Consider the following 20,442-nt stretch of genomic DNA (forward strand, 5'->3'; position numbering starts at 1 on the left):
AAGGTGAGACGCATCACGCTTCACTCACCTCGCGCGGGGCCTGCGCGTGCAAAAACGGCAGCAGCAGCAGGGCGGAAATCCCCGCCGCGATGGCGATCACCGCGAAGAACCCGCTCCAGTGCCAGACGTCGATCACCCGTGCCAGCGGCCAGCCGGAGAGCGACGCGCCGAGGTAGGCAAACAGCCCGACAAAGCCCGTCGCCGCGCCTGCCGCCTCTTTGTGGGAACACTCCGCCGCCGCCATGCCGATCAGCATCTGCGGGCCAAAGACAAAGAAGCCGATGGTGAAGAAGCACGCCGCCTGCATCACGTAGCTGGCAAAAGGCATCAGCCACAGCGAGCCGACGGAGAGCAAAATCCCGGCAGCAAAAATCAGGTTCATCGGCCCACGGTTGCCGTTGAACAGCTTGTCCGACCCCCAGCCCGCCACCAGCGCGCCGATAAACCCGCCCAGCTCGAACATCGTCACCGCCGAGTTGGCGGTCACCAGGTCCACGCCGAGTGTCTCGGACATGTACAGATTGCCCCAGTCGTTGATGGCCGCGCGCACCACGTAGACCAGCACGTAGCAGAGCGACAGCAGCCAGATGTAAGGGTTCTTCAGCACGTACTTAGTGAGGATCTCCCTGCGGGTCAGCCCCGCGCCTTCCTGCTGCTGGGCAATCTCCATCTCGTCGTGCCGCCAGTCGCCCACCGCCGGCAGGCCGACGGTTTGCGGCCTGTCGCGCAGGCGCCAGCAGAGGAACAGCCCGGCGACAATCGCGAGGCCACCGGCAATCATCATCCCCGCGCGCCAGCCGTAGTGCAGCGCTGCGGCTCCCACGACCATCGGGATCAGCGCCCCGCCGACGTTATGCGCGGTGTTCCAGATTGCCCACCAGCCGCCGCGCTCGTTGCGCGAGTACCAGGCGGTGAGCAGGCGGGCGCAGACCGGCGCGCCCCAGCCCTGGAAAAAGGCGTTCAGTGCCCACAGCAGGGCAAAGGCCCAAAGCGACGTCGAGAAGCCAAACAGAATGTTCACCACACCGGTGGCGATCAGCCCAACGCCCATAAAATAGCGCGCGTTGGAGCGGTCGCTGACAATGCCTGAGAAGAACTTCGACAGGCCGTAGGTGATGTAAAACAGCGTCGCCAGCAGGCCGATATCGGTGCGCGTCATCACGCCGCTGGCGAGGATTTCCGGCGCAGCGGCGTTGAAGCTTTTGCGGGTGAAGTAGAACAGCGCGTAGCCGAGCCAGATGGTAATCAGGATATGGCGACGCCAGTAGCGGTAGCGGGCGTCGATTTCCGCTTTGTCGCCAATCGGCGCGGCGCTGGCAGGGGTTTTAAACATGGTGGCTCCTTAGCGGCAGGCTGACGCTGACGCGCGTCCCGTGGGTGCAGGAGATGTTCAGCGTGCCGCCCAGCGCCTTCACGCGCTCGCGCATGCCCGCCAGGCCAAAGCCCTGCAGCCCGGAGCCCGGCGGCAGGCCGCAGCCGTCGTCTTCAATCACCAGCTTGAGGCTGTCATCCTGCTGCCAGCCCTGGATCGTGACCGCGCTGGCGCTGGCGTGTTTGACGATATTGTTCAGCCCTTCCTGACAGACGCGAAACAGCGTCACGCGCTGGCCTTCGCTCAGCGCAGGCTCGTTAATGCGCCAGTCGAGATGGCTAACAATGCCGCGGCTTTCCAGCTCCATCTCGCGCATCAGGGAGCGCACCGCCTGCTCAAGCGACAGGTCGTCGAGCTGGCGCGGGCGCAGCCGTCCTAACAGGCGGCGAACGGAGTCATAGACGCCCAGCGAAAGCTGTTCGATATGCGCCCCGCCCTGCTTCACGCCCGCGTTTTCTGCCGCCAGACGCTGGACAATGCCCGCCTGGGTGCGAATGGCGGTGATGGTCTGGCCGATATCGTCGTGCAGCTCGCGGGCGACCTCCTGCCGCACGCTCTCTTCCGTCTCCAGCAGGCGCTCCGCCAGACGACGGTTGCGCGCCAGTTCGGTTTGCAGGGACTGGTTCAGCTCGCGCAGGCGCTGAATGCCCGCGCCGAGAAGCAGCCCGGTCAGGCTCTGGGCCAGCAGGGACAGCAGTAAATCCACAGGATGATCGTGCCAGGTCTGGCTGGCGATCAGCGCGATGGCGTTCATCAGCGTGGCGATCAGCGCCCCCTGCCAGCCGTAGTGCCAGGCCAGAGCGATAATCGGCAGCGCCAGACAAAACGGCGTGAAGCGTGAAAGCTCTGCGGGCAGGCCAAGCTGTAGCCACAGGCTCACCACAAACAGCAGCAGATACCAGATGAGGTGCCGGGCGCGCCAGTTCACCGGTTGGGAAACCAGCGCCGGGCCGAGCGGCTGCCAGACGGTGCTGGTGAGGTAGTGCCAGATTACGAGGCAGGTCGGGGCCAGCGTCAAACCGCCGGTGAGGGTCAGCAGCAGGGCGTTGAGCATCTCCTTCTCGCCGACCCACGGAAGCGACTGCAGCAGCGCGGCGGCAATCAGCGCCGCCCCCTGACGCAGCAGCGTGCGCCAATCGCGCTGGTGACGGTAGCGGGAAATCAGCGCAACCGGGAGAAGCGTGAGCAGACTTCCGGTCATCAATAAGGGTAAGTGTGCCAGGGCCACTTCCTGCGCCAGCCAGACCAGCATCAGCCACTCTGCGCCGAGCAAAACCGGCCAGTAGCCGCGCGGGCACTGGAGCATTAAGCCCAGACGCAGGCCGAAGGGAAACAGCAGCACCGCCAGCTCCGGGCGTTCCACCAGGTGCAGGCTGATGCTCCACAGGCAGAACCAGGCGGCGGAGAAGATAAAAAAGCTGGCGACGACGGCGATCAGCTGTGAAAAAGCGGAACTCATTGCCAGCTGTCGAACATGCGGCGCGCCAGCTCGACGTCGTTGCTGACGTTAAGTTTTTCCATCAGGTTGGCGCGGTGAACGTGCACGGTTTTCGGGGACAGATCCAGCTCGGCGGCAATCTCTTTTACCGACATTCCCTGCGCGAGTTTTTCCGCAACCTGACGCTCGCGTTTGGTGAGCGGATCCTGACGTCCGGCCGCCAGCTTGATGGCGATATCCGGCGTTAAATAGCAGCCGCCGGTGGAGACCGTACGCACCGCGGCGATCAGCTCGTCCGGGCTACAGCGTTTAGAGAGGAAACCGCGCGCGCCCGCGTTGAGCGCCTGCTCGACCAGCGCCGGGCTGTCGTGGACAGACAGCATAATCGTCGACATCCCTTTCGGCAGCTGGCTTAGCAGCTCCAGCCCGGAGAGATCCGGCATCGAGATGTCGCAGATACAGACCTGCACTCCGCGCCCCGGCAGGCCCGCCAGCGCCTCGCGACCGGAGCCAAACTCGGCCACGACCTGAAAATCCAGTTCGAGGTTCAGAAGCTGGGCAAAGCCGGAGCGGACGATAAGGTGGTCGTCGATGAGAGCGATGGTGGTCATGTATGTTCCTGCGGTCTGAAAATGCCGGATAGCGCTGCGCTTATCCGGCCTACAAGAGCGAAAGGCGCTTACCTTAAGCGATTTACTCGAAAAACACCGCAATTTTGTTAAACATGGTGGGATCGGACTGGTTGCGCGCCACTTTGGTGACATCTTCCAGCTTGTCGATCTGCGCCATCATTTGCTCCAGACGCTGGTCATCGTTAACCAGTAGCCAGATGCGGCTGTGCTCGCTGCCCTGAATCGGCAGACAGAGAATGCCTTCCACGTTAAACGCCCGGCGGGCAAACAGCCCACAAACGTGCGTCATGACGCCAGGGTGGTTGCGGACGGTGAGTTCCAGAATGACGTTATCATGTTGTTTCTGCATAGCTTATTCTCCCACCATCTCAGTATTTGCCGCTCCCGGCGGCACCATCGGATACACTTTTTGTTCAGGGTCGATACGCACGTGGATCAGCGCCGGGCCGGGGCGAGAAATCGCCGCCTGCAGCGCCGCGTGGGCATCCTCTTCGGCGTTCAGATCGCAGGTATGCAGACCAAAACCGGCGGCAATCTGCATAAAGTTAATCATCCCCGGATAGGTCGCCGCAAACACGCCCTGCTTGTAGAACAGGCTCTGCTGCTGGTGAACCAGCCCCAGCGCCTCGTTGTTCATCAGGATGATTTTCACGTCTAACTGGTTTTCGGCCGCGGTCGCCATTTCCTGAATGTTCATCATCAGGCTGCCGTCGCCCGAGAAGCAGATGACCTTGCGGTCCGGATTGGCGAGCGCCGCGCCCACGGCTGCGGGCAGGCCAAAACCCATGGTGCCCAGACCGCCGGAGGTCAGCCACTGGCGCGGACGGTTCAGCGGGTAGGCCTGAGCGGTCCACATCTGGTGCTGGCCGACGTCGGTGGTGATAATCGCGCTGTCATCCACGCAGGCGGCGACGGCGTTGATCAGCCCGTAGTGGCTCAGCGGGTCGCCTTCGGTTGGGATGGCGCCCGGGAACTCGCGCTGCAGATCGGCCACCAGCTGACGCCAGTCGGCGCGGTCGGCTGCGTCCGTCTGCGGGATCAGCTGCGCCAGCACCTCGGCCACGTCGCCCTGAATCGCCACGTGCGGCTGCTTGATTTTACCCAGCTCGGCGCGGTCGATATCCACGTGAATGATTTTGGCGTTCGGGCAGAACTGCTCGGTTTTGCCAATCGCCCGGTCATCAAAACGTGCGCCCATAACGATCAGCAAATCCGCTTCTTGCAGGATGTAGTTGGTGCTGCGCGCGCCGTGCATGCCCAGCATGCCGAGAGAGAGCGGGTGCGCTTTAGGCAGCATGCCCAGCGCCATCAGGGTCATGGTGGTCGGCAGGTTGGCTTTTTCCGCAAACTGGCGGATTTCATCCGCGGCGTTAATCGCCCCGCCGCCCAGATAGAGCACCGGGCGTTTGGCGGCGTTAATCATGGCGGCGGCATCGCGTACGCTCTCAGCGCTGAATGCCGGCGCGGGCGCACGGTCGCCCGGCTCCGGCAGCACGTCAATCTCGATCTCTGCGGTCTGGACATCCTTAGGAATGTCTATCCACACCGGGCCCGGGCGGCCAGACTGCGCAATGCGGAACGCATCGCTGATAACCTGAGGCAGCTCGCTGATATCGCGTACTAAATAGTTATGTTTGGTGATGGGGATAGAGATGCCGTAGGTATCCACTTCCTGGAACGCATCGGTACCGATCATCGAGGACGGTACCTGGCCGGTAATGCAGATCAGCGGAATGGAGTCGAGACGCGCGTCGGCGATGGCGGTCACCAGGTTGGTTGCGCCCGGGCCGCTGCAGGCCATACAGACCGCCGGTTTGCCCTGCGTACGTGCCATGCCCTGAGCGATAAAGCCTGCCCCCTGCTCGTGACGCGCCAGCACGTGGCGGATCTGTGTGCTTTGGCTTAACGCATCGTACAGCGGCAGCACCGTGCCGCCCGGGATACCCGCAACGGTAGTGATGCCCTGTCGTTCCAGCAAATGAACGATCAGCTGCGCGCCGGTGAAACGCGTCTTGGTGGATGTTGTGCCCGAAATTGCCATGCTCCAGTCCTTTTCTTCTGGGCCGACTTTCCGGGGAGGCTCTTAAACGAAAAACCCCGCCCGGTTTGCGCCGGCGGGGTTTTGGATTCGTGTGTTGATCCAGTCCCTACGGCGCATTGCCGACGACCACCACCACACGCACGACGACCACTGCGGCTGGTTGCGCAGTTTTTAGTAGGGTCGAAGTGAAGATGGATGAAGTCATTGGGGACCTGTGTTTGGAATCATTGATGTAATTTATACAAACACAGGTTTTCGGGCGTGACAATGGAAATATTTTCATCTGCACAAAAATGCGTCAGGGATCACGTTTCAGTACGTTGCTCGCTCATTCCAGGAGTCACTATAAATGACATTTCCATCGCAATGCTTCCAGGTGATTTTCTCGTAGCGTATGAGAACCGTTTCAAGGTGTGTTCCGGTGTTTGCGCCGGGATACAGGTCTGGTGTGATTGAGGTTATTTTCACATTCTCCAGGAGGATATTAAAATATTCCTGTTCTAAACCCGCCTCATTAATCTGATACATCTTAATGGTGGCTGACTGGAGCGTTCTTCCCGTACTCAGTGCGCGAAAAAGAAGTGGGGTTACACGATCAAATTCTTTCTGGAACATGATGGGCATGTGTATACGCGTGCCCGTTAATTTCCCGGTATTCCCGTCGACAGGGATGTTGACATTATGAGTAAACGATTTAAGTTCAATTGCACCTTCACGCCCTGACACAAGGCAAGGACCAACCATAGGAGAACCATTTTCATCGGTTAGAAACAAATAAGCTGGGTTTGACATAAAAAATCCTTTTTATACTATTTAATCGTACTTATCAAATCGGCCAAAAATTATCGGATGAAGAATAATAAATACAATGATAGAAATGAATGTGAGTAATACCCAGTGGTCAGGCACCAACCACAGGAACAAAGAGGCGCACGCAAAAATATAAACGGGGAATAAAACATCCGAGAATAGAATTGACAGCAAACTCTTAAACATGCTCCTTACCCTTTAAGTCGTTATAAATCGCATCGAAATCCTTATAGAATCCCATCTGTACCTTCTTAATGAGTTCAGACAGGAAAGGCTCAAAAAAGTAGTAAAGCATCTCCAGTTGTGCGGCATAGAGGGTGGCGTAATATTTAGGGTCCAATGTTTTCAGGCGACGAGCAGCAAGAGCACATTTCTGTTCCGTTCCAATCAGTTGAAGCGCCATGACAACGTTAGGTACGCGGCGTGCAAGCCGTTCGACGACGATTTCAGAGAGTATGCCAGATTCGGAAAGGAATTTGGCCAGCCCCCATGCTATCGCCAAACGCGCGGCCTTGCTTGTCGGTATGTTGTTAACAAGCCCTGTTACTTTTGAATCCATCTTACGAACGCGATTTTGTTCATTTCCATTTTCAGAATCGGTAATAACACTTTCAAAATAAAGGAATAGCATGTGTGCTATTACATCGCGATAACGATAAAGCGAGAGAATTGAGAGGTACATTCTCTTTTCTTCTGAGAGAAGCTCATCACACACATCGTGATAGCTGGGGATTAAGCATGAAGAGTACCAACTTACTCGCTCCATTCCTGAGTAAATATCAGAACCGATCCCCTTTAATGCTTTCCATGTCCCTGCAACGCCTTGCTGTCCATAAAGAGCTAACTGCCTGTCACTCTGGAACTTCATCTTTAAATAATCAGATGCTTGCATAATGTATCCATACGATATTTTTGGCCACAAAAATATACATTGAAAAACTCTGAATTTCAAACAAGCAAGATTAAATTACTGTAATATTTACGTGAGAAATAAGTTAGTTAACTTATAATCATAATCAATACATATATAATAGATATTTTGGATTTATAAAATATATATTTATAGTAAATCGCATGTCAGCTGCGTCCATTGCCAATAAGTCAACAGACATCTTTTTTGAGCAGACCAGAAAACAAAAAACCCCGCCGGAGCGAGGTTTTTATCAGGGTTTTGCGGTTGGTCGCCGCAGAACACACTGTGTTACGTCAACGCAAAAAGTATACGCGATCGAAGACGAACGCGCAATTCCGGCACGGATTTTGACGTTTTTGAGTATGGATCGCCTTCCAAATTTTGCCCATAAAATACTGTTCATGCATACAGTATTTATCTATACTGAGGGTGTTCGCAGTGAGCGAGGGGGCCGCAGTTCTACCGGCGCAACGAAGTCCTGGCTGAAACGGGTGGTGCCGTCAGTGCCTTAACCCCCTGAAGTGAGCACACTGTGTTACGTCAATCCAGGTGCTGGCAACAGGCGGCGGAAAGGTACGCCAGCATCGTGCTCCTTTTAACCAAAAGGAGACGCGTATGAGCGTAGTGGATATGGTGATACTTATCCTCAAACTCATTGTTGCAGTACTGCAACTGCTTGATGCTGTCCTGAAATTCCTTCGGTAATTCAGGTTCAAGTCGCACCTGAGAGGGGCGGGCTACCGCCCCTCTTTAATAACGAGGGAATGCTATGTCGCGTCTGTTAATTGAGCCTGTCACACCGGATGAGCCGGGGTATATTGCCCTGAAGGCGGAAAGTATCGCATTGAATTTCAACATGCTGCGCAGGCTGGAAGAGAACTGGCAGCGGGGTGAAAACCGCTTTAACGCGCCGGGTGAAAAGCTGCTGGGTGCGTTTCTTAACGGCAAGCTGGTCGGCGTGTGCGGCCTCAACCGCGATCCGTTCAGCCAGCAGCCGCGCGCCGGACGTATTCGCCATCTCTACGTCAGCGAGAAGTGTCGCGGGCTGGGCATTGGCAAACAGCTTTTGACCGTGGTCATGGCCGATGCCAGCATCTGGTTTGATTTCCTGAATACCCATGCGCCGGACAGCGCATACGGATTTTATTATCAAGCGGGTTTTACGCTGGTCTCAGACGAACCGCGGGTGACGCACCGCCTTTTTTGTGCGGTGTAACCGGCTGGCAGCCTCGGGGTGTGAATGTTACAGTTGAGTGACAATTCATCACCCGATACGCCATGACCCTCACCGTATTCTGCATTTTGCTCTTCGCCGCGCTGCTGCATGCCAGCTGGAACGCCATCGTTAAGGCCGGAACGGACAAGCTCTACTCCGCAATAAGCGTCAGCGGTTCCGCCACGGTTATCGCTCTGGTCTTACTGCCGTTTTCTCCACAGCCATCTGCTGCAAGCTGGCCGTTTTTGATTGTCTCCTGTGCCTTACAGGTTGTGTACACCGTGCTGGTCGCGAAGACCTATCAGGTCTCTGACATGAGCCAGACCTATCCGCTGATGCGCGGCACCGCCCCGCTGCTGGTGGCGCTGATCAGCGTGCTGGCGCTCGGCGATAGCCTCTCATGGCTCGCCTGGTCCGGCATTGGCGTGATCTGCCTGTCGATTCTCATTATGGCGATGCATGGCCGTATGCAGTCACGCAAAGGGATCTGGCTCGCGCTGCTGAACGCCTGTTTCATCGCAGGCTATACGCTGGTGGACGGCACCGGCGTGCGGTTATCGGACACCGCGCTGGGCTATACGCTGTGGACCTTCTTTATGAACGGCTTCTGCCTGCTGAGCTGGGCAATGGTGGCAGGTCGGCGCGAGGCGTCCGGCTACCTGCGCCTGCACTGGAAAAAGGGATTGCTCGGCGGCGTTGGTACCATGGGATCTTACGGTCTGGCGCTTTGGGCAATGACGCAGGCCCCGCTGGCAGTGGTCGCGGCGCTGCGTGAAACCTCAATTCTCTTTGGGGCACTGATCGCATTTGTCCTTTTAAAAGAGAAGGTTGCGGGTTTGCGCATCGTGGCGGCGCTGGGTATTGCCGGCGGTGCTATTCTGCTGCGCCTGGCGTAAATCACTGGCAACATTAGTTGCCGTTCTTGTTTACAAATCCTGCCTTCCCCATTTTTTTCATTCACCACGACAATGCTTAAATTGTCATCTCTCTGTGGTAGATTCCTCGCGCATTTATGGGAATGCGCAGTCACTTATTCTTCATTTTTATCTTTTGGCAAAAGTATTCAGCGACATGAAAAAACAAAGGAACGTTAACTTATTGTTGATGCTGGTGTTACTGGTGGCCGTCGGTCAGATGGCGCAAACCATCTACATTCCGGCGATTGCCGACATGGCAAAGGAACTTAACGTCCGCGAGGGCGCAGTGCAGAGCGTGATGGCAGCGTACCTGCTGACCTATGGCGTTTCGCAACTCTTTTACGGCCCGCTGTCCGACCGCGTCGGGCGTCGTCCGGTGATCCTGGTGGGTATGAGCATTTTCATGGTGGCAACCGTGATTGCGATGATGACCCATAACCTGACCGTATTGATTGCCGCCAGCGCCTTACAGGGTGTCGGAACCGGCGTCGGCGGGGTGATGGCGCGAACCTTACCGCGCGATATGTATCAGGGCACCCAGCTCCGTCATGCCAACAGCCTGTTGAACATGGGTATTCTGGTCAGCCCGCTTCTCGCCCCGCTGATTGGCGGCCTGCTGGACACGATGTGGTCCTGGCGCGCCTGCTACGCCTTCCTGCTGATGCTGTGCATCATTGTCACCTTCAGCATGGCGCGCTGGATGCCGGAAACGCGCCCGCAGGACGCGCCGCGCACGAAGCTCATCACCAGCTACAAAACGCTGTTCGGTAACGGCTCGTTCACCTGCTACCTGCTGATGCTGATCGGCGGCCTGGCGGGTATCGCGGTGTTCGAAGCCTGCTCCGGCGTGCTGCTGGGCGCGGGGCTGGGTCTGAGCAGCATGGTCGTAAGTATTCTGTTTATTCTGCCGATCCCGGCGGCGTTCTTCGGCGCGTGGTTTGCCGGACGCCCGAACAAACGCTTCTCAACCCTGATGTGGCAGTCGGTGATCAGCTGCCTGCTGGCAGGATTGATGATGTGGATCCCGGGACTGTTCGGCGTGATGACGGTCTGGACGCTGCTCATCCCGGCTGCGCTGTTCTTCTTCGGCGCGGGCATGCTGTTCCCGCTCGCCACCAGCGGCGCGATGGAGCCGTTCCCGTTCCTTGCTGGCACGGCGGGCGCGCTGGTGGGCGGTTTGCAGAACATCGGTTCCGGCGCGCTGGCCTGGCTCTCGGCCATGATGCCGCAGACCGGGCAGGCTAGTCTGGGGTTACTGATGACGCTGATGGGGCTGCTGATTTTACTGTGCTGGCTGCCGCTGGCGTCGCGTGTCCCGCATCACGAGCAGCCGGTTTAACCGCATGATGGCCCGGCTTCTCGCCGGGCTTTTCACAGACGGGCGAAATCATCGCCTGTAGTAACGGCTCTGGCGCAGGCCGCCAGGCGCCCTCTTCCCCGTCGTAAAACTGGAAGTCCGCGTTCAACGCATACGGGATTTTCGCCTTTTGCAGCTCGCAGGCCATAAAGGTGGCGAAGGCCAGCTGCGAAGCGGTTGGCGTGAGGTGGTTTGACTCCCCCACGCCCCAGCCCCCGACCCAGCTAACGTGCCCGGTTTTTTGCTGCCAGCGCAGCGCGGTATTGATGCGATTATGGATAGCCGCTTTCTCCGCCGCCGTGCCGGACGTCCACGGGTATTTACCGCTATTTTTCAGCGGCCCCCACGGGAAAATATGCCACTCCGCCAGCAGGTAGTTTTGACTGTGCGCAGGCAGCTTCAGGCTGGATAAATCCTCCGGCGCGGCACGCAGGCGTGGCGCAATAAAGATCATGCGCTGCGGGTCAATGTCGTGGATCGCTTTAATGGTTTTTTCATACACGCGGTTTAGCGACGTGAGGTTGTGGTTAAGCTTGTCGGCGGGCTCATAAATGAGATCAAAACCCAGCAGCGGGTAGCTCTGACCGAAATAGTGCGCCACGGCAATCCACCAGTTGATCGTCTCTTTCTCGTTATCGGCTTTTGGGTCGTTTTTATATTCATCAGCCTGATAAGCGACTATCGGGATCACGCCATACTGCTCGCAGGCTTCTACCAGCTTGCGCAGGTGGATCAGCCGCGCTTCCGTCGGCTCATCGGCCACGCGGATGCGCACGTGGGTAATGCCTTTTGCACGAAAATCCCGTACCACCAGCGGGTCGAATTCGCGTATGCCGCGCTCGGTGCGCGCCCAGTCCACATCCATTCCGACGCCCAGCTGCTGCGCATAATGGGCAGCCGTCAGCGGCGGCTCAGCGGCAATCGCCCAGCAGGAAGAGATCAGCAACGCAGTGGCAATAAAAGGCTTTAACACGGTTTACCCTGGATAAATCGAAAGCATTACCTGTATTTAGCACGCTTTTTCACATTTGGTGTAGAGCGAAAGCGTAATAATTCGTCAACCTGCCAGCTCTCTCAGCCAGCCGATAAAGGCATCTATTTTCGGCCACTGACGGCCAGAAAGCGTCGAGATATAGTAGTGCTGATGGCATTTCAGGGTCTTTTCACCAAACGGGGCGATAAGCTCGCCCCGTTCGAGCCGTTTCTGCACCAGCCGCTTTCTGCCCATCGCGACGCCGACGTGATTGATGGCCGCAATAATCGCTAAATCGGAACGATCAAAGCCAATGCCCGACGATGGCGGCATATTCACCGCAAAGTGCTGTGCCCAGCTCAGCCACTCATCCGTACCGGAATCATTGCTCCAGGCCTGACGGTCGTGGAGTAATGCGCAGTGGATGGGGTTTGAGGGCCAATAGAACGAAACGTGCACTAAGAAGATAATTCATTGTTTATAATTATTTTAGTTGTGTATCTTTGAGTGAGTCGAAAACTCACGTTAAGAGCTTTTGGTAATAAGATTGTCAAAAATGATCCACATATTAAGGGGTCTTTAAGTAGGTACCAGGGTGCGACTACATTGAAAGAACAGTATTTTGGTATCTGCGGTCTCGTATACCCAGTCACCCGGTTAAGCAATTCCCCAACTGACTTAACCTTCGATCGAATCACCTCCCCCATGTGGTTTTTTCGTTTACAGGACAAGAGATTACGCGCGAAAAAAGGATCTCAAGAAGATCCTTTTGATTGTTTAATACCTAATCGTAATACAGTGCAGCATTGGGAGCACTTCCTACCGACATAAGAGGTTTTTTCTCAATACACCGCGCATCTACAGACATTTCATAAAAACAAAGCAGGTCAGAGTCTTGATCTGTACCGTGGTCGATCCGATACCCATCGCCAAAGTCCATAATGGTTACATTGTAATAACCATCATCATTTTTATGCGGAATACCGTACTTTCCCTGAATCATGGTCTTATTAGCTTCCCACCAAGCGATCTGACGGCTTTTCAGATATGGAAAATGTTTGACCAGCAAAATATCTCCATGGCAGTCATACATTTTGCTGCACACGTTCTCCCCATGAACAGCAGATATTTCAACCGGCGTAAGAAACTGCCACAGTACATAGCCGCAGACAGCCACTACAATCGCACCGCCGATCTGTCGCTTATTCACTCCACATCTCCCGTTATCTCCACGGTGGCATTCATCTCAGTGATAAATGGCTTATACCCGTATTGATCCCAGCGCTGGAGTGCGAACCACAGACGGAAAATTCGGAACTCACGGTACACAGGGTTAAGAACATCATCGTCATCAAGGCCAAAGTGATCCTGAACCCGGTAATGAACCATTGCCCTGTAACTGTTACCGCTCACCTGCAGTGATACCAGCGTGATATGTGTCGACCAGGTATCATGGACAGTGATAACCAGCCCATTGGTGTTATCTATCTTACGATCAAACTTAGGAAGTATTGCCTCACTGATTTCTCTATAAAAAACGTTCTCCTTAGATAAAGGGATAAATCCATATTCATAATCAATGGCAGACTTCATGGCTTTTTTTATTTTCAACAACGAGCTTTTATCTGAATGGTCATTCAGGATCTGCTCTTTCAGTGCCTGATCCAACAACGGGCTGCTGTACGGCGTGCCGTAGTTCTCCTGCATATGCGTAATCATCTCGGTGATGATGCTCTTGTACGGACCGTGGAAGGAGTACAGCCTCGCCAACTCACGAAACTCATCAAACATCAGCCGAGTCGCCTCGCCCTTGCTGATAGACGGCATCTGCTGCTCAAGGCTCTGCATCGCATAAGGGGAATACTGGGTGGCGGTGCTCGCTGTCGGCTGCAGTTTCAGCGTTCTGGGGTTCACCTTCGCGGACACATTGTCCACGTCGATATAAAACTGATTACGCAGTGCCAGCGTATCCAGATCGCCATAGCGCATGTCTTTAGCCCGGTAATCATCCATCTGCCGCACCGTCTGGTAAATCCGCGCCGGCAACGGAAGAGGTTCAGGGCGGGGCTTTTTCGCCGCCTGTGCGTGCTGTTCCGGCTCCGGGGCTGCAACTGGTGCCATCCTGGCGCTTGCCGCTGACAGCTGCGGGATCGTACCCGGTGCAATCAGAAAATTGGTCCCCTGCGGGCACCCGCAACGGATCTCCGCGCCGTCCACCGCAACAGCGACACTGTTTGAGCACCGGTGATCGCCATCCACAATGATCCCCACTTTCCCACATTTCGGGCAGGGGGTGGTCTTGTCGCCAATATAGAGTTTTAGCAACCCCATGACCGACATACCGGGCCGGGCCGCGATACATTGTGCCCCAGAGGTGGTTTTATCTCCGTGTAATCCGACATTCTTGCCGTGAACGCTACACCCTCTCATGATGGACATAATTCAGCCCTCTGCCGGTAAAAAATCGTCATCCACCGGCAGCCCTTTCAACTCATTCAGCGTACATCTCGCCTGTGGTGTACTGATAATCACATCGCCGTTACTCAGCCTGCTGCCGACCAGTGCAATACTCTGCTCACCTTTCCGAAATTTCGAACCACTGCCGGTAACAATCCGGGCAGTGGTCCCGTCCGGGTAAACCACCTCATCACCAACCAGCGCAATATTAACTTTCTGCCCGCCATCAAGCTCGATTTCAGCTCCATTCCACACAGCCCGAACCACCCCGCCTCGCCGGGTCAGCGCCCCGTCAACCGCGATCCGGTAAATCGCCACCACCGGATGTTCACGCATGAATACCTCCTGCTCTTCAACAGCCTGATGGGCCCCCTCAGACATCGCAGCCTTCTTCTCAGCTGAAAATGACGGACGCGCCATTGAGGCGGCTAATTCCGGGGTCAGTTCATTGGTGTATTGTTGTGACATATAAAATCCCTCTTTTTACTATGGTTTATGTGCTTATAGTAACCAGACGGTAGCTTTTAACCAAAATTAAATGGCGACTTTATGGTGTTCTAAGCGGACTTCCCTTTCTCAAGAATTTTATACATCGTGGAACGGACAATGCCGAGCGGCCGAGCTATCGCCGTGGCCCCGTTCCGCCATGCTGTGGCGCGGGCGATCTGTTACGAGCAACGCGCTGAGATCAGAAAGCGCTATCGTGAAGGGCAGAAAGATCAACTGGGTGCGCTGGGCTTGGTCAATAACGCAGTGGTATTGTGGAACACGCTTTATATGTAGGAAGCATAGAGTTGATTGTTTTAACCATCGTAAAACTGAAGTTTCACCCGTTCCTCGCGCCGATGCTGCCGCTCTACCCGAACGTCAGCCCGGAGATCATCACCATTGCCATCGGTTCCGGCGCCATTGGCTGCACGATCGTGACCGATTCCCTCTTCTGGCTGGTGAAGCAATACTGCGGCGCGACCCTGAATGAGACCTTCAAATACTATACGACGGCGACGTTTATCGCCTCGGTGCTTGCACTTGGCGGCACATTCCTGCTTTCCTTCATTATCTGAGCGCGAAGAGACGTATTATGGAAAACGCAACTATCACTACTTTAACCGCACAGTTTCCTCTGGTTGAGGATCTGATTGCCCTGAAAGAAACCACCTGGCTCAACCCGAACGCCACCACGCTTGCAGAAGGGTTGCCGTATGTCGGGCTGACCAAAGCCGACGTGGAAGACGCGCATGCTCGCCTCAACCGCTTCGCGCCGTACCTGGCGAAAGCCTTCCCGGAAACGGCCTCCACGAAGGGGATTATTGAATCCGAACTGGTCGCCATTCCGGCAATGCAGGCGCGGCTGGAGAAAGAGTCTGGCAAATCCGTTCCCGGCACGCTGCTGCTAAAAAAAGACAGCCATTTGCCGATCTCCGGCTCGATCAAAGCGCGCGGCGGCATCTATGAGGTGCTGACCCACGCGGAGAAACTGGCGCTTGAAGCCGGGTTGCTGAGCCTCGAAGACGACTACAGCATTCTGCTGGAGCCGCGCTTTAAGGAATTCTTTAGCCAGTACAGCATTGCGGTAGGCTCAACCGGCAACCTCGGGATGTCCATCGGTATTATGAGCGCCCGCATCGGCTTTAAGGTGACGGTGCATATGTCCGCCGACGCCCGCGAGTGGAAGAAAGCCAAACTGCGCAGCCATGGCGTCATCGTCGTGGAATATGAGCAGGATTACGGCGTGGCGGTAGAGCAGGGACGAAAGGCGGCGGAAAGCGATCCCAACTGCTTTTTCATCGACGATGAAAACTCGCGCACCTTATTCCTGGGCTATGCGGTGGCGGGCGAGCGCCTGAAGGCGCAGTTTGCCGAACAGGGCCGGGTGGTGGATGTGGAGCATCCGCTGTACGTCTACCTGCCGTGCGGCGTCGGCGGCGGCCCTGGCGGCGTGGCGTTTGGCCTGAAGCTGGCCTTTGGCGATAACGTTCACTGTTTCTTCGCGGAGCCAACGCACTCACCGTGCATGCTGCTGGGCGTCTACACCGGCCTGCACGATGAGATTGCCGTGCAGGATCTGGGCATTGATAACGTGACGGCAGCGGACGGCCTGGCGGTAGGACGCGCCTCCGGCTTCGTGGGCCGCGCGATGGAGCGCCTGCTCAACGGGTTCTATACGCTTTCCGACCAGAGCATGTACGACATGCTCGGCTGGCTGGCGCAGGAGGAAGGCATTCGGCTGGAACCGTCCGCGCTGGCGGGGATGGCTGGGCCGCTGCGCGTTCATTCGCATACCAACGTTACCCACCTGGTTTGGGCGACCGGCGGCGGGATGGTACCGGAAGACGAGATGGCGAAGTATCTGGCGAAAGGGAAGTAATTATGCCGGGTGGCGGCTGCGCCTTACCCGGCCTATAACTGCAAAATTTGTTGAATGTGGGTGACCGCAAACAGCAGTGACAGAGACAGCACGGCCAGGGCGATGAGGAACTTATCCCGCACCGCCTTCGGCTGTACAAAGTCATCCTGCGCCACGTCCATCAGGTTACGGCTGCGGGTATAGCGCCATAAAATAATCGCCACCAGCGCCAGCACGACCAACGAAACCCAGAATGGCCCCCCCGTGCGGTGCCAGTTGTGCTTAATCGCCAGGGCAATCAGCGCGCCATACCCCAGCAGCGTGCGCAGCCAGGCCAGTGACGTCCGCTCCGGCTGCAGGCCGGGGTCCGCTTCGCGTCGCGCTTTGCGGTTATCCGCCATAGAACACCAGTACCATTACCACGCCCGCCACCGTCAGCAGAATCGTGCTGATAATCAGCAGCCCGCGCGTATAGGGCAGATCCTGCTTCAGACGCATCGCCTTCTCATTGCGCAGCCAGCGCAGGTAGCCGTAAATCGCCAGCACGCCCGCGAACAGGCACAGCAGCAGCGCCAGCACTTCACGAATTAATGGGGTGGCAAACTCGGGAGCAAGCTGATCGAGGCCGACACCGGCGGCCAGAAAGCCCAGCGCGGTGCGGATCCACGCTAAAAACGTGCGTTCATTAGCCAGAGAGAAGCGGTAGTCCGGCGCTTCGCCGAGGCGGGAAATTTTCATGAAGGTTCCTTGTCGTGCTACGGGCAGGCTTCAGCATAGCGTAAATCGACAAGGACAAGGAGACCGGCATCGGGCGATGCCGGTCAGGACGATTAATGCAGCTCTGGCCAGTACGCTTTGTTGGCCTCGATCAGATCATCCAGAATCGCTTTCGCGACGGACGCGCTCGGCACGGTTTTCGACAGGGTGATAGCCTGCCAGAGTTTCTGGTACGAGCGCTGCTCCCAGGCATCCACCACCAGTTTTTCCACCGCCACCTGCTGGCTCATCAGCCCTTTCTGGAAGTGTGGAATATCGCCCACCGTGAGCGGTTCCGGTCCGTTATGGCCCACCAGGCACGGAATCTCCACCATCGCGTCGGCATCGAAGTTATGGATGGCCCCGTTGTTTGGCACAATCAGCAGCATCCGCTCCTGGGTGTTGAAGGCAATCGCGGTTGCCAGATCGACGATGTACGAGGCATGTTCATCGATTTCCAGCTCACCGGCGGACGAGTTCCCGGCTTCGATAATCGCCCGGCAGGAACTGAAAACGTGCTTCTCACGGTGATCCATGACCTCATTGGCGCGGGTGCGTTCCGGGTTGGAATGCGCGACCACGTAGTCCGGGAACAGGTAGTACTTCAGGTAGGTGTTCGGCATGGTGTCCGGATCCAGCGCCTGCACGTCTTTTGCTTTGGCAAAGGTATCGTTCCAGCTCGCTTCGGTATGCGCATCTTCCGAAGGCGGAACATAGCCGTTTTTCGCCACGTATTCGCGCAGCTTCGGCATCAGATCGTTGCCGTTGAGATCTTCAATCGACGTCCACCAGCCGAAATGGTTCAAGCCGTAGTAGCGCACGCGCATCTCCTTGCGGTCCTTCAGGCCGACAATCTGCGCCATACGCCCTTCAATGCCGATCGGCATATCGCAGATGTTGAGGATTTTGGCGTTCGGACGCAGACGGCGCGTGGCTTCCGCAACAATCGCCGCCGGGTTGGAGTAGTTCAGCATCCACGCGTTCGGTGAGTACTGCTCCATATAGTCCACCAGCTCCAGCACGCCGCCGATAGAGCGCATGCCGTAGGAAATCCCGCCAGGTCCGCAGGTTTCCTGGCCCAGCACGCCGTGGCGCAGCGGGATTTTTTCATCTTTTTCACGCATCGGGTATTTGCCCACACGGATATGCGCCATCACGAAATCCACATCGCTAAACGCCGCTTTCGGATCGGTGGTGTAGCTGAACTCAATCTCCGGCGCCTGCTCCCTGAGGATGATTTTGCACGCTTCGGCGATGGTTTCCTGACGTGCGCCGTCGTTGTCATAAAATTTCAGGGCGCGCAGCGGGAAACGGTCACGGTTGGCTAACAGCATCAGGACGATACCAGGCGTAAAGGTGCTGCCGCCGCCTGCAATGACAACTGAGAATTTTTTCATGATATAGCCTCTGTCAGGGTGGTTTGTTCATTTGTTAAAGGAGTTTTCATCAGCGATTCCAGCTGGTCGCGCACCTGAGGAACGTTCAGGCCGACAATCACCTGAATGCCGTTGCCGCGTCGCACCACGCCGTGGGCGCCGAGGGCTTTGAAGACGTCATCGCTTTGGGTTTTCGCCATATCGACCAGGGCGATACGCAAGCGGGTGGCGCAGTTGTCAATGCTTTCGATGTTGGCCGCGCCGCCGAGCGCCTGAAGGAACCCGGCAGCCTGCCCGACCTGCTGGCTGGCCGCTGCCGGGGCGGTGGTTTGCCCGCGCGCCGCCTTATAGTCGGCCTTGCTGTAGAGTTTGATTTCGCTCTCTTCCCGGCCCGGCGTTTTCAGGTTCAGACGTTCGATCAGCGTTTTGAAGACCACGAAGTAGATCCCGGTGAAGCAGATGCCGATGCCGATCTGGGTGAATACCGTCGAGGCGTGGTTATGGAACATCGGGATCCAGTTTTGCGGCAGGAACTGGTCCAGCAGGCCGCCGCCCATGTTCCCGACCACGCCGAAGGCGTACATCACCGTTGCCATGGTGGCTGCCAGCACGGCGTGCACGGCAAACAGCAGCGGCGAAATAAACAGGAAGGTGAATTCGAGGGGTTCAGTGATGCCCACCAGCACGGCGGTGAGCGTAGCCGGGACCAGCAGGCCAGCCACCTTGACGCGGTTTTCCGGCGACGCGGTGTACCAGATAGCGAATGCAATCCCCACCGAGCCAAACACTTTTGAGTTGCCGTGCAGCGCGAACCCGCCTTCCGGGAAGAGGGTTTTCAGCGGCAGGGTGCTTTGGCTGAACGCCTGCAGGTGCTGCGCCCAGTAAACCTGGATACCGCCTTCCACCGCCGCCGGGCCGAAGATAAACGGACCGTAGACGAAGTGGTGCAATCCGGTTGGGATCAGAATGCGTTCCAGGAAGGTATACACCCACACGCCCAGCGCACCGGCAGAGCGCAGGAACGCCTGCAGGGACTCGATGCCCATCTGCACTTTCGGCCAGCCCAGCAGCGTCAGCCAGGCGCAGGGGATCATGACGAAGAACGCGAGGATAACGACGAAGGAGCTGCCCTGGAAAATCCCCAGAAACACCGGCAGCGGCTTGTCGAAGTAGCGGTTGTGGATGGCGGTGACGATGCCTGAAATCACAATGGCGCCGATGATGCTGGTATCGAGCGTTTTGATCCCGGCAATCATCGCCAGCCCGCTACCCGCCGTCGGTTCTGCGGAGAAGTCGACGCCAAAGAAGTGGCCCCAGGTCATCCCCATCGCGTTAATGAAGTAGTTCCAGGTCAGGAAGCTAATCAACACCGCCAGACAGGCGCGGCCCTGCGCCTGCTTCGCCAGGCCAATCGGCAGGCCGACGGCAAAAATCAGCGGCATATTGCGAAACACCGCCCAGCCACCCTCTTCAATGATGTGAACGATCTGCGCAAAAAGATGATCGGGGGCGGTTAAGGCTTCGCCGACAAACAGCGGGTTGCGAAGCATGATGGCGATTCCCACCACGATCCCGGCGAACGGAAACAGCAACACCGGGGTAAACATGGCACCGCCAAAACGTTGTATTTGACTGAGCATTTTTAAATCCTCATGAAACAACCTGTAGGGGTAGAGGCCTTTATGGTTTTTTGCTGGCCTGAGGTGAGCATAAGAACTTACTGATGCGCGAACATGGCGTGCCGCTGCGATTCGTGATCCCATTCATGGTTTTATTTTGACCAATCAGGTCTACTTTTAGCGGTAAACATGGACATGTCAGGACACAATCCACGCGC

Annotated in this window: 22 protein-coding genes and 3 pseudogenes; 8 read left to right on the plus strand and 17 right to left on the minus strand. The window is 56.7% G+C overall.

Annotation, left to right across the window (positions count from 1 at the left end; all coding sequences use genetic code 11):
* Window positions 1-13: 13 nt before the first annotated feature.
* The 8 genes from uhpC to AC2T6E_RS17350 form a co-directional block, all read right to left on the minus strand.
* Window positions 14-1,333, minus strand: coding sequence for an MFS transporter (uhpC, locus tag AC2T6E_RS17315; RefSeq protein WP_454540040.1), 1,320 nt, complete (start codon window positions 1,331-1,333; stop codon window positions 14-16).
* A complete protein-coding gene (uhpB, locus tag AC2T6E_RS17320) occupies window positions 1,326-2,831 on the minus strand; it encodes a signal transduction histidine-protein kinase/phosphatase UhpB (RefSeq protein WP_486692626.1) in 1,506 nt (501 codons plus the stop codon). The genes uhpC and uhpB overlap by 8 nt, the downstream gene beginning before the upstream one ends.
* The gene (uhpA, locus tag AC2T6E_RS17325) at window positions 2,828-3,421 is read right to left on the minus strand and encodes a response regulator transcription factor UhpA (protein WP_454540041.1); all 594 of its coding nucleotides are present in this window, start codon (window positions 3,419-3,421) and stop codon (window positions 2,828-2,830) included. Before uhpA ends, uhpB begins: the two co-directional genes overlap by 4 nt.
* A gap of 82 nt (window positions 3,422-3,503) precedes the next feature.
* Window positions 3,504-3,791, minus strand: coding sequence for an acetolactate synthase small subunit (gene ilvN / locus AC2T6E_RS17330; RefSeq protein WP_010426528.1), 288 nt, complete (start codon window positions 3,789-3,791; stop codon window positions 3,504-3,506).
* 3 nt (window positions 3,792-3,794) lie between these two features.
* On the minus strand, window positions 3,795-5,483 hold the full coding sequence (gene ilvB / locus AC2T6E_RS17335) for an acetolactate synthase large subunit (RefSeq protein WP_148400159.1): 1,689 nt from the start codon (window positions 5,481-5,483) through the stop codon (window positions 3,795-3,797).
* Between the two features lie 106 nt (window positions 5,484-5,589).
* Window positions 5,590-5,688: an ilvB operon leader peptide IvbL gene (ivbL, locus tag AC2T6E_RS17340; protein ID WP_057979964.1), complete on the minus strand. Its 99-nt coding sequence runs from the start codon at window positions 5,686-5,688 to the stop codon at window positions 5,590-5,592.
* Window positions 5,689-5,795: 107 nt separating this feature from the next.
* Window positions 5,796-6,275 (minus strand): Hcp family type VI secretion system effector, encoded by a 480-nt coding sequence (locus tag AC2T6E_RS17345; RefSeq protein ID WP_126815750.1) that lies wholly within the window; start codon window positions 6,273-6,275, stop codon window positions 5,796-5,798.
* 196 nt (window positions 6,276-6,471) lie between these two features.
* On the minus strand, window positions 6,472-7,185 hold the full coding sequence (locus AC2T6E_RS17350) for a hypothetical protein (RefSeq protein ID WP_211446365.1): 714 nt from the start codon (window positions 7,183-7,185) through the stop codon (window positions 6,472-6,474).
* A 182-nt stretch (window positions 7,186-7,367) separates the two neighbouring features.
* On the opposite strand from AC2T6E_RS17350, the gene AC2T6E_RS17355 reads away from it, so the two are divergent.
* The 5 genes from AC2T6E_RS17355 to emrD all read left to right on the plus strand — a co-directional run bounded on the left by AC2T6E_RS17355 (window position 7,368) and on the right by emrD (window position 10,678).
* Window positions 7,368-7,718 (plus strand): hypothetical protein, encoded by a 351-nt coding sequence (locus AC2T6E_RS17355; RefSeq protein ID WP_486692630.1) that lies wholly within the window; start codon window positions 7,368-7,370, stop codon window positions 7,716-7,718.
* Window positions 7,719-7,821: 103 nt separating this feature from the next.
* Window positions 7,822-7,911, plus strand: a complete 90-nt coding sequence (gene tisB, locus AC2T6E_RS17360; protein WP_023309830.1) for a type I toxin-antitoxin system toxin TisB — start codon at window positions 7,822-7,824, stop codon at window positions 7,909-7,911.
* A gap of 64 nt (window positions 7,912-7,975) precedes the next feature.
* Complete coding sequence (locus tag AC2T6E_RS17365) at window positions 7,976-8,422, plus strand: GNAT family N-acetyltransferase (RefSeq protein WP_148400157.1); 447 nt, start codon at window positions 7,976-7,978, stop codon at window positions 8,420-8,422.
* A gap of 62 nt (window positions 8,423-8,484) precedes the next feature.
* The gene (locus tag AC2T6E_RS17370; RefSeq protein ID WP_486692633.1) at window positions 8,485-9,318 is read left to right on the plus strand and encodes an EamA family transporter; all 834 of its coding nucleotides are present in this window, start codon (window positions 8,485-8,487) and stop codon (window positions 9,316-9,318) included.
* 175 nt (window positions 9,319-9,493) lie between these two features.
* The gene (gene emrD, locus AC2T6E_RS17375) at window positions 9,494-10,678 is read left to right on the plus strand and encodes a multidrug efflux MFS transporter EmrD (RefSeq protein WP_486692635.1); all 1,185 of its coding nucleotides are present in this window, start codon (window positions 9,494-9,496) and stop codon (window positions 10,676-10,678) included.
* On the opposite strand, the gene AC2T6E_RS17380 is transcribed toward emrD, so the two are convergent.
* From AC2T6E_RS17380 to AC2T6E_RS17400, 5 genes and pseudogenes are all read right to left on the minus strand, one after another.
* Window positions 10,581-11,669: a glycoside hydrolase family 5 protein gene (locus AC2T6E_RS17380; protein ID WP_108417251.1), complete on the minus strand. Its 1,089-nt coding sequence runs from the start codon at window positions 11,667-11,669 to the stop codon at window positions 10,581-10,583. The two genes, emrD and AC2T6E_RS17380, sit on opposite strands and share 98 nt — an antisense overlap.
* 84 nt (window positions 11,670-11,753) lie before the next feature.
* A pseudogene (locus tag AC2T6E_RS17385) lies at window positions 11,754-12,107 on the minus strand (LysR substrate-binding domain-containing protein); the annotation flags it as partial.
* Between the two features lie 346 nt (window positions 12,108-12,453).
* Window positions 12,454-12,879, minus strand: a complete 426-nt coding sequence (locus tag AC2T6E_RS17390; RefSeq protein WP_174340314.1) for a DUF943 family protein — start codon at window positions 12,877-12,879, stop codon at window positions 12,454-12,456.
* The gene (locus AC2T6E_RS17395; RefSeq protein ID WP_447854324.1) at window positions 12,876-14,108 is read right to left on the minus strand and encodes a PAAR domain-containing protein; all 1,233 of its coding nucleotides are present in this window, start codon (window positions 14,106-14,108) and stop codon (window positions 12,876-12,878) included. Before AC2T6E_RS17395 ends, AC2T6E_RS17390 begins: the two co-directional genes overlap by 4 nt.
* 3 nt (window positions 14,109-14,111) lie before the next feature.
* Window positions 14,112-14,594: a PAAR domain-containing protein gene (locus tag AC2T6E_RS17400; RefSeq protein WP_486692638.1), complete on the minus strand. Its 483-nt coding sequence runs from the start codon at window positions 14,592-14,594 to the stop codon at window positions 14,112-14,114.
* A 174-nt stretch (window positions 14,595-14,768) separates the two neighbouring features.
* Between AC2T6E_RS17400 and AC2T6E_RS17405 the strand changes: the two are divergent.
* The 3 genes and pseudogenes from AC2T6E_RS17405 to dsdA form a co-directional block, all read left to right on the plus strand.
* Window positions 14,769-14,906: pseudogene (locus tag AC2T6E_RS17405) on the plus strand (Tn3 family transposase); the annotation flags it as partial.
* A 56-nt stretch (window positions 14,907-14,962) separates the two neighbouring features.
* A pseudogene (locus AC2T6E_RS17410) lies at window positions 14,963-15,190 on the plus strand (GntT/GntP/DsdX family permease); the annotation flags it as partial.
* Between the two features lie 17 nt (window positions 15,191-15,207).
* A complete protein-coding gene (dsdA, locus tag AC2T6E_RS17415) occupies window positions 15,208-16,494 on the plus strand; it encodes a D-serine ammonia-lyase (protein ID WP_486692640.1) in 1,287 nt (428 codons plus the stop codon).
* A gap of 32 nt (window positions 16,495-16,526) precedes the next feature.
* Here the strand turns inward: dsdA and AC2T6E_RS17420 are convergent, their stop codons facing one another.
* The 4 genes from AC2T6E_RS17420 to AC2T6E_RS17435 all read right to left on the minus strand — a co-directional run bounded on the left by AC2T6E_RS17420 (window position 16,527) and on the right by AC2T6E_RS17435 (window position 20,245).
* The gene (locus AC2T6E_RS17420; protein ID WP_486692642.1) at window positions 16,527-16,874 is read right to left on the minus strand and encodes a DUF202 domain-containing protein; all 348 of its coding nucleotides are present in this window, start codon (window positions 16,872-16,874) and stop codon (window positions 16,527-16,529) included.
* Complete coding sequence (locus AC2T6E_RS17425) at window positions 16,864-17,211, minus strand: YidH family protein (protein ID WP_010426540.1); 348 nt, start codon at window positions 17,209-17,211, stop codon at window positions 16,864-16,866. Before AC2T6E_RS17425 ends, AC2T6E_RS17420 begins: the two co-directional genes overlap by 11 nt.
* Window positions 17,212-17,303: 92 nt before the next feature.
* Window positions 17,304-18,626 (minus strand): 6-phospho-alpha-glucosidase, encoded by a 1,323-nt coding sequence (locus AC2T6E_RS17430; protein ID WP_253179372.1) that lies wholly within the window; start codon window positions 18,624-18,626, stop codon window positions 17,304-17,306.
* Entirely contained in the window at window positions 18,623-20,245 is a 1,623-nt protein-coding gene (locus AC2T6E_RS17435; RefSeq protein WP_486692644.1) for an alpha-glucoside-specific PTS transporter subunit IIBC, read from the minus strand. Before AC2T6E_RS17435 ends, AC2T6E_RS17430 begins: the two co-directional genes overlap by 4 nt.
* Between the last annotated feature and the right edge of the window lie 197 nt (window positions 20,246-20,442).

The sequence above is a fragment of the Enterobacter sp. B79-1 genome, assembly GCF_057444735.1.

Excerpts from the sequence above, each read along its gene's own strand:
- ilvB (WP_148400159.1), bottom strand. The coding sequence starts at position 5,483 with ATGGCAATTTCGGGCACAACATCCACCAAGACGCGTTTCACCGGCGCG.
- AC2T6E_RS17350 (WP_211446365.1), bottom strand. The coding sequence starts at position 7,185 with ATGCAAGCATCTGATTATTTAAAGATGAAGTTCCAGAGTGACAGGCAG.
- AC2T6E_RS17355 (WP_486692630.1), top strand. The coding sequence starts at position 7,368 with ATGTCAGCTGCGTCCATTGCCAATAAGTCAACAGACATCTTTTTTGAG.
- ivbL (WP_057979964.1), bottom strand. The coding sequence starts at position 5,688 with ATGACTTCATCCATCTTCACTTCGACCCTACTAAAAACTGCGCAACCA.
- uhpA (WP_454540041.1), bottom strand. The coding sequence starts at position 3,421 with ATGACCACCATCGCTCTCATCGACGACCACCTTATCGTCCGCTCCGGC.
- tisB (WP_023309830.1), top strand. The coding sequence starts at position 7,822 with ATGAGCGTAGTGGATATGGTGATACTTATCCTCAAACTCATTGTTGCA.
- AC2T6E_RS17395 (WP_447854324.1), bottom strand. The coding sequence starts at position 14,108 with ATGTCCATCATGAGAGGGTGTAGCGTTCACGGCAAGAATGTCGGATTA.
- dsdA (WP_486692640.1), top strand. The coding sequence starts at position 15,208 with ATGGAAAACGCAACTATCACTACTTTAACCGCACAGTTTCCTCTGGTT.
- AC2T6E_RS17400 (WP_486692638.1), bottom strand. The coding sequence starts at position 14,594 with ATGTCACAACAATACACCAATGAACTGACCCCGGAATTAGCCGCCTCA.
- uhpC (WP_454540040.1), bottom strand. The coding sequence starts at position 1,333 with ATGTTTAAAACCCCTGCCAGCGCCGCGCCGATTGGCGACAAAGCGGAA.
- uhpB (WP_486692626.1), bottom strand. The coding sequence starts at position 2,831 with ATGAGTTCCGCTTTTTCACAGCTGATCGCCGTCGTCGCCAGCTTTTTT.
- AC2T6E_RS17370 (WP_486692633.1), top strand. The coding sequence starts at position 8,485 with ATGACCCTCACCGTATTCTGCATTTTGCTCTTCGCCGCGCTGCTGCAT.
- AC2T6E_RS17420 (WP_486692642.1), bottom strand. The coding sequence starts at position 16,874 with ATGGCGGATAACCGCAAAGCGCGACGCGAAGCGGACCCCGGCCTGCAG.
- AC2T6E_RS17365 (WP_148400157.1), top strand. The coding sequence starts at position 7,976 with ATGTCGCGTCTGTTAATTGAGCCTGTCACACCGGATGAGCCGGGGTAT.
- AC2T6E_RS17430 (WP_253179372.1), bottom strand. The coding sequence starts at position 18,626 with ATGAAAAAATTCTCAGTTGTCATTGCAGGCGGCGGCAGCACCTTTACG.
- AC2T6E_RS17435 (WP_486692644.1), bottom strand. The coding sequence starts at position 20,245 with ATGCTCAGTCAAATACAACGTTTTGGCGGTGCCATGTTTACCCCGGTG.
- AC2T6E_RS17345 (WP_126815750.1), bottom strand. The coding sequence starts at position 6,275 with ATGTCAAACCCAGCTTATTTGTTTCTAACCGATGAAAATGGTTCTCCT.
- AC2T6E_RS17425 (WP_010426540.1), bottom strand. The coding sequence starts at position 17,211 with ATGAAAATTTCCCGCCTCGGCGAAGCGCCGGACTACCGCTTCTCTCTG.
- ilvN (WP_010426528.1), bottom strand. The coding sequence starts at position 3,791 with ATGCAGAAACAACATGATAACGTCATTCTGGAACTCACCGTCCGCAAC.
- emrD (WP_486692635.1), top strand. The coding sequence starts at position 9,494 with ATGAAAAAACAAAGGAACGTTAACTTATTGTTGATGCTGGTGTTACTG.